General features: G+C 68.2%; 9 protein-coding genes. 2 read left to right on the top strand and 7 right to left on the bottom strand.

Annotated features, from left to right (window positions below; all coding sequences use genetic code 11):
- Positions 1 to 4: 4 nt before the first annotated feature.
- The 4 genes from tssM to tssJ are packed head-to-tail and all read right to left on the bottom strand — an operon-like array spanning position 5 to position 6,828.
- On the bottom strand, positions 5 to 3,634 hold the full coding sequence (tssM, locus tag AXYL_RS31585; RefSeq protein WP_013396963.1) for a type VI secretion system membrane subunit TssM: 3,630 nt from the start codon (positions 3,632 to 3,634) through the stop codon (positions 5 to 7).
- Entirely contained in the window at positions 3,631 to 4,908 is a 1,278-nt protein-coding gene (locus AXYL_RS31590) for a DotU family type VI secretion system protein (protein ID WP_013396964.1), read from the bottom strand. Before AXYL_RS31590 ends, tssM begins: the two co-directional genes overlap by 4 nt.
- A gap of 27 nt (positions 4,909 to 4,935) precedes the next feature.
- A complete protein-coding gene (tssK, locus tag AXYL_RS31595; RefSeq protein WP_013396965.1) occupies positions 4,936 to 6,270 on the bottom strand; it encodes a type VI secretion system baseplate subunit TssK in 1,335 nt (444 codons plus the stop codon).
- A gap of 18 nt (positions 6,271 to 6,288) precedes the next feature.
- Complete coding sequence (tssJ, locus tag AXYL_RS31600; protein WP_013396966.1) at positions 6,289 to 6,828, bottom strand: type VI secretion system lipoprotein TssJ; 540 nt, start codon at positions 6,826 to 6,828, stop codon at positions 6,289 to 6,291.
- Between the two features lie 139 nt (positions 6,829 to 6,967).
- Between tssJ and AXYL_RS31605 the strand changes: the two genes are divergently transcribed.
- Positions 6,968 to 7,339, top strand: a complete 372-nt coding sequence (locus AXYL_RS31605) for a TssQ family T6SS-associated lipoprotein (RefSeq protein WP_013396967.1) — start codon at positions 6,968 to 6,970, stop codon at positions 7,337 to 7,339.
- Positions 7,340 to 7,366: 27 nt separating this feature from the next.
- Positions 7,367 to 8,128 carry an FHA domain-containing protein gene (locus AXYL_RS31610; protein ID WP_013396968.1) on the top strand — a complete coding sequence of 254 codons (762 nt, stop codon included), beginning with the start codon at positions 7,367 to 7,369 and terminating at the stop codon, positions 8,126 to 8,128.
- A gap of 4 nt (positions 8,129 to 8,132) precedes the next feature.
- Here AXYL_RS31610 and tssH read toward each other — a convergent pair whose 3' ends face one another.
- The 3 genes from tssH to AXYL_RS31625 are packed head-to-tail and all read right to left on the bottom strand — an operon-like array spanning position 8,133 to position 12,500.
- On the bottom strand, positions 8,133 to 10,742 hold the full coding sequence (gene tssH, locus AXYL_RS31615) for a type VI secretion system ATPase TssH (RefSeq protein WP_013396969.1): 2,610 nt from the start codon (positions 10,740 to 10,742) through the stop codon (positions 8,133 to 8,135).
- 14 nt (positions 10,743 to 10,756) lie between these two features.
- Positions 10,757 to 11,860 carry a type VI secretion system baseplate subunit TssG gene (gene tssG, locus AXYL_RS31620; RefSeq protein ID WP_013396970.1) on the bottom strand — a complete coding sequence of 368 codons (1,104 nt, stop codon included), beginning with the start codon at positions 11,858 to 11,860 and terminating at the stop codon, positions 10,757 to 10,759.
- A gap of 4 nt (positions 11,861 to 11,864) precedes the next feature.
- Positions 11,865 to 12,500: a DUF3540 domain-containing protein gene (locus AXYL_RS31625; protein ID WP_237709963.1), complete on the bottom strand. Its 636-nt coding sequence runs from the start codon at positions 12,498 to 12,500 to the stop codon at positions 11,865 to 11,867.
- Positions 12,501 to 12,518 lie beyond the last annotated feature (18 nt).

The following is a 12,518-nucleotide window of genomic DNA, read 5'->3' on the forward strand; positions in this document are numbered from 1 at the left end:
CTGTTCATGACGCGCCGGGGCAGGCAAAGGCCTGCATCTCGGCCAGATGAAAAGGGCTTTTGACGCTGCTGGCGGTGATCTCCAGCACCACCTTGCGCCCGCCCAGGTCGAATGTGGCCAGCGTGATTTCCGCCGTGGCGCCGCGCCGCAGTTGGGCGCGATCCAGCATGCGGTTCAGCGCCCAGGGGCCGGATGTGGTCATGCCCGCCGCCCCTTCCTGCGGCGTAAGCTCTATGCGCACCTGGTTGCTGCCGCGGGGGCCGGGCCACTGCACCGTGGTCGCGACCTGCGGGCCGTGCGCGTAGCGCACCGCCTGGCCGTCCACGTCCATCACGAACTGGGTAATGTCCGCGTCCATTTCCACGGGCCTGATGGCCACCCGGTACGAGGGCATGGGGTTGCCCGCCATGAAGTACACGTCGCGGATGACGCCGGCGCGCTGGAAGGCATCCAGCGTGCCGGAGTTCTCCCCCGACTTGCCATCGATGCCGGGCTTGAAGCGCCAGCGCTGTCCGGACACATCGATCTGGTTCGCCAGGTTCTTCTGGAAGAAGTCGTCCATCAGGCCGTTGGGCCCGAACAGCCGCGCCATGTCGTTGGGCGCCACGTCGCGCGTGGAACGGCCGGAAAACGGGTAGCGTCCGGCCACGGACTGGCTGCAGAACATGCCTATGGTGGCGGACACGGTCTCGCCCATGCGCGCCCGGGCCACGTCGGACACCTCGCCGGACGCGTTCACGGACAGGGAATTGAGCACGTCGCGCAACGGCCCGGGCAGGCGTCCCGCCTCCGCCCGCAGCTTGGTCACGGCATCCGAACTGGGCGCGGGACTGCCGCTGCGCAAGGCCGCGTCCGCCGCCGTCAGATAGGTATAGAGTTCGTTGATGAGGCCCGTGGTTGCGGCGATCGGAGAAGCAGCGCCGGCCGTCGCGCCCTCGCCTTCGGCCAGCCGGCGGTAGGGTTCGAAGTGCTGGTCCACGATGCGCTCCAGCTTCTCGTCACTGGCGTCGGCCCGCATGGCCGCGCCCGGCCCGGTCGGCCCGAACATCTGCTCCAGCGCCTCGCGCGTGCTGCTGACGCGGTCGCGCGCCTGATCCACCAGCGAACGGTCGTCCTTGCCGGTATCGCGCAGCAAGGAGGTTTCGCGCGCGACGCCGCGCACCAGCCGCACCAGCGGTGACTCCGGCGCCGACAAGGTGCGCGCCATCTGGATGTTCTGCAGCAGCGATTTGCTGGGCGCCAGCTGCAGATCGTTCAGATAGCCGTCCCACTGCGCCACGTAGTCGTTCATGTACAAGCGCTTGATGTCCACCACCAGCTGGCGTTGCGCCGTCTGGTCCAGCTGGCTGCGCAAGGGTATGTTCAAGATCCACGCATCGTCCGACCGCAGCACCTCGGCCACGCCGGTGACGCGCTTGTTGAACACGTCCCAGTAGCCGCGATAGCTGTAGAGCGCGGGTATGCCCTGGCTCAACGGCTTGCCGCTCTTGCGCACAAAGACGGCGCTGGCCTGCGCGCCGCCCAGCGTCACCACCGTGATCTCGGGCGCCGCATCGGCGTTGGCCAGGGTGCGGCGCAGCCGGCTGTAGGCGCGTTGCGCCAGCGTGTAGCGCGCCAGCTTCTCGCGCGCCTGTGCCACCAACGCGTCATCCTTGGGAAACGGCGAGGCCAGCACATGGCTCTGCGTCAGGTTGCGCAGGTGCAGCGACAACTGTTCGTACTGGCGCCGCGTGTAGCCCTCGGGCAAGGTGGCCTGCATGTCCGACAGCAGCCAGGCATGCATGAACTCCGCGTCATAGCGCTCCGCCTCGTACAGCATCAGATAGGCCCGCAGCGCCTCGTAGGAATATTCCAGGTCGCTGGCCGAGGCGTCGCGCAACGCGGTCTCGACGCGCCGCGCCACTTGCGGCAGCAGCACCTGGTCCAGGGTGTTGCCGTACACGCCCTGCGCCGCCGCCTGCAGTTTCTGGCCCTGGTAGAGGCCATAGCGATAGCTCAGCGGCGGGTTGTCGATCTCGAAGCCTTCATGCTGCGGCAGGTACCAGAGGCTGTCCAGGAAGGGCATCAGTCCCAGCAGGTCGCCGGTGCGCGTGATCTTGATGTCGCGCGTCAGCTTCTCCACTGCGGGTACGCGCCGCGCCACTTCCTCCACGTAATCGGCGTTGTTGCGATAGCTCATCGCCCACCCCCCGATCAAGGCCACGAAGGCCGCTGTCACCAGGCCGTAGCCCGCCCAATGCAGCTGCCGGTAGCGGCGTTCCCAGCGCAGGTTGCGGCTCGCCAGGCCCGCTTCGCGGAAGATCACGTCCTGCAGCAGATTTTTCAGGAAGTAGCTGCGGCCCTCTCCTTCACCCGGTACGCTGGCCGCGGACGCGGCGCCGCCGTCGATGCGCAGGTAGCGCTTCAGATGCCCGGTCACCTGGTCGAAGGTTTCGCCGCCCTGCGTGCCGCTGGTGAAGTAGACGCCTCGTGGAATGACGCGCGCCTCGAATTTCGAGGTCGCGAACACATCGCTCAGGAAATGGCCCAGGATGGCCTGCAGGCCGGCGAACTGCTGCGGCAGCATATAGGCGAGCGCGCGCCGCGCCGGATCGCTCTCGGCCGCCACCACTTCGGGCAAGGCGTCATCCAGGCGCCGCTGCAACAGGGCATATTCCTCGTGAAAGGCCTCGTACAGGTCGAAGTCCGGCTCCTGCGCGCGCGCATACGGCAAGGTGAAGCCCCATATCTGCGCCAGTTCCTCGCGGGTGAAGGAAGCGAAATACTCTTCGAAGCCCGACAGCAGGTCGGTCTTGGTCACCAGCACATAGACCGGAAACGCGATGCCCAACTGTTCACGCAGTTCCTGCAGCCGGCGTCGCAACACCGCCGCATGCTGCGCCCGTTCCGCGTCGGAAGCCGACAGCAGGTCTTCGACGCTGACCGTCAGCATGGCGCCATTAATGGGCTGCCGGCCGCGATACTTGGACAGCAGGCCGAGAAAGCCGCGCCACTCTTCCTCGTCGCCAGTCGGATCGCTTTCGTGCGTGGTGTAGCGCCCAGCCGTGTCCAACAGCACGGCATCGTCGGTAAACCACCAGTCGCAATTGCGGGTGCCGCCCACTCCCCGCAGGGCCACCTTGCCATAGCGTTCCGCCAGGGGAAAGTTCAGCCCCGAATTCACCAGCGCGGTGGTCTTGCCCGCGCCCGGCGCACCGATGATCACGTACCAGGGCAACTGGTACAGATACTGCTTGGAGAACCGGTCCAGCGCGCCGCGCCTGCCACGGCTCTCGAAGCGTGTCTTGCGCAGCAGTTCCACGGCCTCGTGGAACCGCGCCTCCAGCTGGCGTATCTCGTCATTGCCGGCGGCCTCCTCCAAAGGCTTGTCCGCCTTGGGCTTGGGCCGCCGCAGCTGGCTCAGCAACTGTGCGTTCAAACGCCCCTCGCGCCATTTGCGCCACAGCAACCGCAGCAGCCAGATTGCGAACATCGCCACGATGACCGCAATGCGCACTGTTTCGCTTTCCAGCGGGCGCACGGTGCCGATCGCGATAAGCGGCCCTGCGATCCAGATCAGCACCGCCAGGGCCACCAGCCCCAGGAAGTTCCACACGCGGCGGCTGAAGAACCATCCGAACAGCCTGTAGATCATTCCTGTCCTCCCTGCTCGTGCGCCGGCGGCGGCACCAGCACCGTGATCTCCACTCGCCGGTTCAGCGCGCGGCCCGCAGCCGTGTCGTTGGGCGCCACCGGATCGGCATCGCCGCGGCCCTCCGCGCGCACCCTGGCCGTCTGGCCCAGGCGCTGCTCCAGCATGTCCTTGACCGCATCCGCGCGCGCCTGCGACAGGTGCCAGTTGGACGGGAAGCGCGCGCTGCGCATCGGCGTATTGTCGGAGTAGCCGCGCACCAGAATGCTGCCCTGCGTCTCGCGCAAGGCATCGGCCACGCGCGACAACACCGGCAGATACTGGTCGCGCACGGAACTGGCGCCCGACTCGAACACGCCGTCGCCCCGCAGCACCACCACGCTACGGTCCACCTCGTCGCGCACGGAGACCAACTGATCGCGGATCTCGGGCGCCAGGAACACCGCCAGCCGCGGCGCAGGCGCCGGCCGCTTCACCGCCGTCGGCGCGATCTGCACGGTAGGCGGACGCAGCTTGGCGATGGATGCGAACACGGCGTCGGATTGGCTGCCCAGGCGCCAGCCCAGGCCCCAGTACAGCGCCAGCGCCAGCACGGCGGCCAATGCGCCGAACACCCACAGCGGCACGGGCAAGCGGCGCAAGGGCGTCTGCGCCGGTTCGTCGCGCCAATGGGGCGACAACGCTAGTGGATACTCGCCGCGCGCGCCGCGCAGGATCCGCAACAGGCGCTGCCGCAACGTCTCCAGCTGCGAGCGGCCGTTGTCGATCACGCGGTAGCGTCCTTCAAAACCCAGCAGCAGGCAGTAGTACAGCAGCTCCAGCAGATCCAGATGCTGCCCCGGGTTCTGCGACAGCTTGGCCAGCAGCTGGAAGAACTTTTCGCCGCCCCAGGTCTCGTTGTGGAAAGTGACCAGCAGGCTGTGCGCGGACCACACCCCGCCCCCGCCCCATGGCGTGAGCGCGGCGGCCTCGTCCAATGCCGTGCACAGGCAATAGCGCGCGCCCAGTATGGTTTCGTTGGGTATGCCCGCCTGCTGCGCGCGCAGCTCGAACTGGCGCACCTCGTCCAGCAGGTGCTCGCGCAGCATCGCGGGCGACGGATGGGCCGCCGTTGCGCGGATCTGCGGAATCAGGTCCAGCAGCGGGTTCGCCGCCGCCACCAGCGGATTGGTGCCGCTGATGACGTAGTCGTGGGGCCGCAGCCTGCCCGCCGTACTGGCAGCGCCATCGCCCATGCCGCCCGGAGGGCCGGCCAGCGTGTGATCCGAAGCATGCATAGTTGTCTCCGTCTGGTTGGACTGCGCTCAATCGCGCAGCGCCCAGAACTCCATCGTCAGCCCGGGAAAATCGCCCGCCAGATGCAGCGCAAGCGCGCCGGTGCGCTCCAGCTGTTTCCAGAATTCGCCGCTCTTATCCAATTCGAAATAGACATGTCCGGCGCTGTATGGGATCTGCCGCGGCGCCACCGGCAGCGCACGCACGGCGACGCCCGGCAATTGCAGGTGCACCAGGTCTCGGATGCGTTCCACCGGACCGATCTTGACCTGCGCCGGAAAGCGCATGCGCACGGCCTCCACGCCCAGATCCGCATGCACCGCGAGCACGAAGCCGGCCGACTGCAACAGCTCCGCATCCTGGATCTGCGCCACGCGCACGCCTTGGCCCCGGTCCTGCAGCGGAATCTGCAAGGCACGTTGCTCCAGCACGGCTGACAACGAACGACGCAGCTCATTCATCAGGGGCGTGAAGCTGCCCTGCAGATCGTCGTGCGCATACCCCGGCAATACGCCCGGCCGCCGCGTCGCGGATGTGAAGGTGGCGAGGTCGCAGGCCAGCATCAGCCAGTCGTGGAACAGGCGCTCGGGATGCTGCGCGGGGCTCTGGCGCGCATGCCAGACCGAGCCCATATAGCGGTTGACGGTCTCCAGCAGCATGAAGTCCGACACCTCGGAGACGCCGCCGCGGCCGGGCTGCGACAAGCGCGCGGCCAGCGCCTCGCTGCGCGCGTCGAGCAATCCGTGCAATTCATCGACAAAGCCGCGCAGGACCGGATGCTCGCCCGCCGCCACCCAGGGCGCTATGTAGCCCTCGTCCAGCACTACTCGGTTGTCCGAGCGGCGCTCCAGGATGCGCGCCACACCCAGGCCCAGCCAGTCGTCGGTCAGCTCGTCCTCCAGCATCAGCCGCAAGCGCAAGCGGCCCAGCTGCATCAGGACGGGTTCCAGGGCCACCGATCCGCTGTCCTCCACCTCGGCCTCGTGCACCAGATAGCGCGCCAGCGTGTCTTCCTCGCCTTCGTAGATGACGTCACTGGCGCCGGCGCGCACGCGCGGCAGGGCCAGCAGGATGCGCGCGCCGCGCGTTTGCGCCGGCACTTCGAACGCCGCCGGCGCCGCGTCCGGGTGCGAAAAATCGAATGGCGTGCCATCGGGCATGACGCCTTGCGCCCGCGTCAGCGCCACTTTGCCTATCGCCAGCGCGTCGCGGTCCAGCGACAGCTGGCTGAAGCCCCAGAAGAACCCCTGGAGCGCGGCCGCGCGCTGCTGCGCGGTGTGCAGCATATGGCGTTCAAACTGCTGGAAATGCTGGGGCCGCAGGAACATACCCTCCGACCAGATCACTTTGTCTCTGCTCACCATGTCCGGTTCTCTCTGCATCTAAAAAGGCCACCACGAACGGCTGCGATCCACTTCTTCCAGCCCGTCGCGCTTGACCGCGACTTTCACCGTCTCCTCATTCGGCGAAAACTGCCAGACCTTGTACATATTGGTGTTCTGCGCCTCGGGCAGCGCCACCAGCAGCCGCCACTTGCTCTGCTCCAGTTCGCGATAGGCCGCCACCACGCCCACCACGCGCGCCTCGGCATTGCCGGGGTACTGCACCACCTTGGTCTCGCCCGGCTTCAGGATCACCTGATCGACATTGAGCAGCTCAGCGCCCAGCGCCGCATGCGCATCGCCCTGCAAGGTGAAAAAGTCGCGCGATTCGAAGATGCTGGCTGACTTCAACTCGTAGATCGTCACCTGCACCGGCGACGGCCTGCCGCCCGCGTTCTGGTTGACTTTGGGATCCGCGCGCAGCTCGATCGCATAAGGCACGGGCACGCGCCTGGCCGTCGACGAACATGCCGCGAGCAGCGCTGCCGCCAGCACACCCGCAAGAATCGCCACGATGCGTCGCCGTCCCGTCGGAATCATTCGTAGGCATGGACTGCTCATAGGACCTCGGAAATAAAAGTACACACGTCTGTTACGCCGCGACGCATACCTTGCACGACGGGCCGCTATCATCGGCGGAATGACCAGGCCTACCCACCCCGAACGACACGCCCGCGCCATGAAACAGCCCGCACGCATCAGCTTGATATCCGCTCTCGCCCTGCTCGCCGCCTGTGCCGCCACGCCATCGCCGCAGGCCGTGGACGCCTTGCAGCAGGTCCGCGACGAATATGCCGCCAGCCGCTTCGGCGCTGTCGTGCGTACCGTGGCGACTTCCGACGCGCTGGCGTCCGCGCCCACGCCCACGCGGGTGGAAGCCCTCAAGCTGCAAGCCTTCAGCTACTGCGTGACCAACTACCGCCAGCTGTGCGAGGACAGCTTCGTCCGCATCCTGCAGCTGCAACCCTCGTTCCAGCTTGCGCCGAATGAGGCCGGACATCCCCTGTGGGGACCGGCTTTCCAGGCGGCGCAGGCGTCCCAGACTCGCTAACGCGCCGACGGCGCCCAGGAGACAGGCGTGAAACTCATCGTGTTCCAGCGTGCCGGCGATCCGGCCTTCGACCCCATCCACGCCGTGTTCACGGCGCCCGGCGCCACGATAGGCCGCAGTCTCGACAATCACCTGGCCCTGCCCGATCCCACGCGCGCCATCTGCCGCGTGCAGGCGGCGATCCGCGTCAACGACGCGGACGCCGGCTTTGTGCTGAACCTGAGCAGCATGAGCGCCGTCAGCGTCAATGGCCAGGCGCTCGCGCGGGACCAGGAAGTGCCGCTGAATCCCGGCGACGAATTGCAGATCGGCGATTACCGGCTGCGGGCAGATACGGGCGCGTCCGAAGCGGCGGTAGCCGCTACGTCCGTGGTCGCCGACGACGACATCTTCAGCGACCTGATCGGCCCGGGCACCTTGCCCGTGGGCAGCGCGCCGGACGTCTCCACGCATCCCTTCGATCTGGACTCCGCCCAGGCGCGCAATCCGGAAGACCCCTTGCGCCACCTGCCGCCCGGCGATGGCGCGGTGGCGAGCGCGCTCACCGATCCCCTGGCGCTGTTCGACGCGCCCGGCGATGGCACGCCCAGCATCTTCTCGGACGGCACCCCGTCCGCCCTGCCCGCCGACGATGCGCTGGCCGAGCACCGCGCCCATCCCGTCGATGATGCCTTGGGCCGTCCGCGCGAGTCCGCGGACCATCGCAGCGCATCCGACCATCTGCGGGAGATCGGCGGCTACTTGCGGCCCGCGCCCGTCAAGCCAGAGCCTGGCGGCCAAGACCGCTGAAGTCTCAGGCGTAGTCATAACGGAACTCCCCGTCGGCGGCTGACAGGCCTACCCTGCTCAGCCTGCGGTCCTGCATCGAAGCGCCCAGCAGCTCCCGGCTGATCCTGGGCAGCACCGTGTTGGTGAGCACGGCATCCACCATGCGCGCCCCCGACTCCACTTCGGCGCATCGCGCCACGACCAGCGCGGTGGCTTCGGGCGTCACCTCCAGCACGATGCCGTGGTGCTCCGACAGGCGGCGGCGCACGCGCTCGAATTGCAGGTCCACGATGCGTGCCAGCATGGTGTCCGGCAACGGCAGGTACGGCACCGCGACCAACCGCCCCAGCAGAGCGGCCGGAAAGGCCTGCAGCAGCTGCTCGCGCAATGCCGCGGCCAACGCGACGCTGTCCGGCAACAGCTCCGGGTCGCGGCACAGCGCCGCGATGCGGTCCGCACCCACGTTGGAGGTCAGGATGATCACCGCGTTGCGGAAATCGATGTAGCGCCCCTCGCCGTCCTCCATCCAGCCCTTGTCGAAGACCTGGAAGAAGATCTCATGCACGTCGGCGTGCGCCTTCTCCACCTCGTCCAGCAGCACCACGCTGTAGGGCCGCCTGCGCACCGCCTCGGTCAGCACGCCGCCCTCGCCATAGCCCACGTATCCAGGCGGCGCGCCCTTGAGCGTGGACACCGTATGCGACTCCTGGAACTCGCTCATGTTGATCGTGATCAGGTTCTGCTCGCCACCGTAGAGCGCTTCGGCCAGGGCCAGCGCGGTCTCCGTCTTGCCGACGCCGCTGGGGCCGCAGAGCAGGAACACGCCCACCGGCTTGTCCGGGTCGGTCAAGCCGGCACGAGAGGTCTGGACCCGGCGCGCCACCGCCTCCAGCGCTTCGCGCTGGCCGATCACCCGCGTCGACAGCGTATCCGCCAGATCCAGCACGGCGCGCGCCTCGTCCCGCAGCATGCGGCCCACGGGGATGCCGGTCCAGTCGGCCACCACCGCCGCGACCGCCGCCGCGTCGACCGCGCAATGCACCATCGCCGTCTCGCCCTGGCTGGCCGCCAGCGCTACGCGCGCCTGCGCCAACGCGCGGCGCTGGTCTTCCTGCGCATCGGACGCAGCAAGGTCCAGCGTCTTGCGCAATGTCAGCACATGCCCGGCCAACGCACGTTCCGACTCCCAGCGCGCCGCCAGCGTCCGCTCATCGTCCGCGGCGCCGGCCTGCTCGGCCGCCAGGCGCTGGATCCGCTGCGCGTCGCCTTCGCCCAGGCGCAGTTCACGTTCGGCGATGCGCTGCGCCAACTCCAGTGCCTGGACCCGCCTGCGCGCGTCCTCCAGGCTGGGCGGCACCGCATGCTGGCTGACCGCGACGCGCGCGCAGGCCGTGTCCAGCAGCGCCACCGCCTTGTCAGGCAGCTGGCGCGCGGGAATATAGCGATGCGACAAGGTCACCGCCGCCTCGATCGCCTCGTCCAGCAGCAGCACGCCATGATGGGCCTGCAGCGTTTCAGCCAGGCCCCGCAGCATGCCGAATGCACGCGCCTCGTCGGGCTCGTGCACCTGGACGACCTGGAAGCGGCGGCTCAGCGCGGGGTCCTTCTCGATGTACTTCTTGTATTCCGACCAGGTGGTGGCGCCTATGGTGCGCAGCTGGCCGCGCGCCAGCGCAGGCTTCAACAGGTTGGCCGCGTCCCCTGTGCCCGCGGCGCCGCCTGCGCCCACCAGCGTGTGGATCTCGTCGATGAACAGCACCACCGGCCGCTCGCTGGCCTGCACCTCGTCTATGACGCCGCGCAGCCGTTGCTCGAACTCGCCCTTCACGCCCGCGCCCGCCTGCAACAGGCCGATGTCCAGCAGATACAGCGCAACGTCGCGCAGCTGCGGTGGCACCTCTCCCGCCGCCAGGCGCAGCGCCAGGCCTTCCACCACGGCCGTCTTGCCGACGCCGGCCTCGCCGGCCAGTAGCGGGTTGTTCTGGCGCCGCCGCATCAGCACATCGATGAGCTGGCGGATTTCCTCGTCGCGTCCGGATACCGGATCGATCTCGCCCGCGCGCGCGCGAGCGGTCAGATCGACCGCGAAGCGCGCAAGCGCGGAACCGCCCTCGCCCGGCGCCCCGGCGGCGGCAACGGACGCCGCCTCGGCCGCGTCTTCCGGCGAGCCCTGCACGATCTCTTGCAGCTGTTCCAGCAGCGTATCCGGCACGATGCGCGAGAACTGCGCCGACATGCCCAGCAGCACGTGGCGCAGCGCGTAGGTCCGCGCCAGTCCCGCCAGCAGATGGGCGCTGCGGATGCGTGCCGCGCCATAGCGCAGCGACCCCAACACCCAGGCCCTTTCGACTGCGTGATCAATGTGTTCGGACAGATCGGACACCGAACCCGCCCCGGCCGGCAGGCGGTCCAGCTCCGCCGTCAGGTCGGCTTGCAATGCCGCCATGTCCAGTCCGAAGCGGCGCGCAATCCGGTGCAGGTCGCTGTCTTGCGCATGCAGGATCTGATGCACCCAATGCACCAGTTCCACATAGGGATTGCCGCGCAGCTTGCAGAACGCGGTGGCGCCCTCCAGCGTCTGGTAGAGCAGCGGATTGAGCTTTCCGAAGAGGTCGATGCGGCCGATATCCGACATGGCAGGGTGGCGCGTCAGGCGCGCGTGGTCGTTGAGGTTGAAGCCGGCAAGCGGCCACGCGGCGGGATACGGCCGCGGCTTTCATAATCCAGCAGGAGATCGCCAGCTTCGCCTTGCTCGGGCCGGCGCTTGCCCAGCCACGAAGAGAGGCCCAGCGGTCGCTGCGCCCCAAGGGCCAGTCCGCGCGCATCCTGCGCACGCAGCACCGGGCGCAGATCCCAGGCCAGCTCCATGCCGATGTAATGCCTGACCCAATGCGTCAGCTGCCGGGCGCGCTCGCCTCCAGGCAGAAAGCTCTGGTAGTCCGCCAGCGCCAAGGGACCGATCTCGATGCGGAACTTGTGCTGGGCATCGCGCACCGCGATCCCCAGCACGGTGTCACGCCCCAGCCCCGCCAAGCCGCCCAGCCCCAGTCGCTGTGCCGGTTCCAGGCGGATCCACTGCGGCACGAACTCGCGGATGCGCACCGGCAGGCCGAAGAACGATTGCAGGATGTGCTTGAGTCCTTCCGGATTGCGGGTCTGGCGCGTCAGATGCCCCGCCATGTGGTACTTGGCATGGTCCAGCACGGCGTCGCGGCGCCGCATCGACGGTTCGCCCATGTGCAGCAGGCTGGCCACGTAGCGCGTGAAGCGCTCATCCTTGCGATCCAGGCTGACCGTGCTCTGCGCATCGGCCCAGGCGCGGTAGAACAGCAGGATGAGCCGATGGTGGAACACGTCCGCGAATGCAGACAGCGTGCGGTCGCCGTGATGCGCCATGCGCTCGCGAGCGTGTTCCGTCAGATGCAGAGGCAAGGGCCCGTTCGGACCGAACAGGCCGAAGCTGAATATCGACAGTTCCGCGGGCTGGCCGCCCATGGCTGCGCGCGCGCCCGCTACGGTGGATGGCGCGAATGCCATCGACGGCTCCTGCCGCAGCCGCACGGGTTCGTGGCGCGCGACCGTGTCGCGGCCCAGCGGCTTGCGCGCCCCGGAGAGCGCATCTATCCAGCGCAAGGCATGGAACAGGTCGTGGGCGTGCGGTTCGCGCTCCAGCGCGCGCCACCATTGCGCCAGCGCGCCGTCTGGCGCGGCGGGCGGATTTTCGGCAGCGGCAAGGGGTTGGGCGATGTCCACCGTCCTATCCCATGTGGATCTGCTTGGCGTCCACCTTGACCAGGTCGCCGCCCGTCACCATCGTGTAGGCCGCGTGCAGCCGCGCGCTCTGCTCAGCCTGGAAATCGATGGCGCCGGCGCGCACCTGGTCCATCTCGCTGACGCTGCGCAGCGACAGCCGCGCCATCAGGGTCATGCGGTCCAGCACCGCCTCATAGTTCCGGCCCACCAGACGCGTCTCACCCACGGTGGCATGCAGCTGCTTCGCCACCATGCGCATGCTGCCGCAGGTATGGCGTTCTTCCTCGGCTTCCACCGCGTACTCGGACGCGCGCACGCGCACGGCGCGCTCGCTCTCCAGCAGCACCTCGCCGCTGCGCGAACGCAGTACCAGTTCGCCCTCGGCTTGCAGCGTGGTGCGCCCCGGATCGGCCTGCACGGTGATGGCGATCAGGTAGACCCGGGCGGGGTCCGGGCCACTGATCAGCACCTCGTCGCCCGGTTGCGGCTCCAGCAGGCAGCTGGCGGCGCGCTGCGCGGTCCAGACACGGCCGTCGCAAGCCACCGCGTAGCTGCCGTCGGGTTCGCGGCGCAGCAACTCGCCCAGCAGATGGACGGGGTCGTAAGCCATGCGGCTCAGAGGTGTCGCGGACTTCATCATGCGCTCCTTTTTGTGTGC

Origin of the sequence: Achromobacter xylosoxidans A8 (assembly GCF_000165835.1) — a bacterium.
Classification (GTDB): Bacteria; Pseudomonadota; Gammaproteobacteria; order Burkholderiales; family Burkholderiaceae_B; genus Achromobacter; species Achromobacter xylosoxidans_B.

Coding starts and splice junctions, on each gene's coding strand:
- AXYL_RS31605 (WP_013396967.1), top strand. CDS start 6,968: ATGAAACAGCCCGCACGCATCAGCTTGATATCCGCTCTCGCCCTGCTC.
- tssH (WP_013396969.1), bottom strand. CDS start 10,742: ATGTCGGATATCGGCCGCATCGACCTCTTCGGAAAGCTCAATCCGCTG.
- tssM (WP_013396963.1), bottom strand. CDS start 3,634: ATGATCTACAGGCTGTTCGGATGGTTCTTCAGCCGCCGCGTGTGGAAC.
- tssK (WP_013396965.1), bottom strand. CDS start 6,270: ATGGTGAGCAGAGACAAAGTGATCTGGTCGGAGGGTATGTTCCTGCGG.
- tssJ (WP_013396966.1), bottom strand. CDS start 6,828: ATGATTCCGACGGGACGGCGACGCATCGTGGCGATTCTTGCGGGTGTG.
- AXYL_RS31625 (WP_237709963.1), bottom strand. CDS start 12,500: ATGATGAAGTCCGCGACACCTCTGAGCCGCATGGCTTACGACCCCGTC.
- AXYL_RS31590 (WP_013396964.1), bottom strand. CDS start 4,908: ATGCATGCTTCGGATCACACGCTGGCCGGCCCTCCGGGCGGCATGGGC.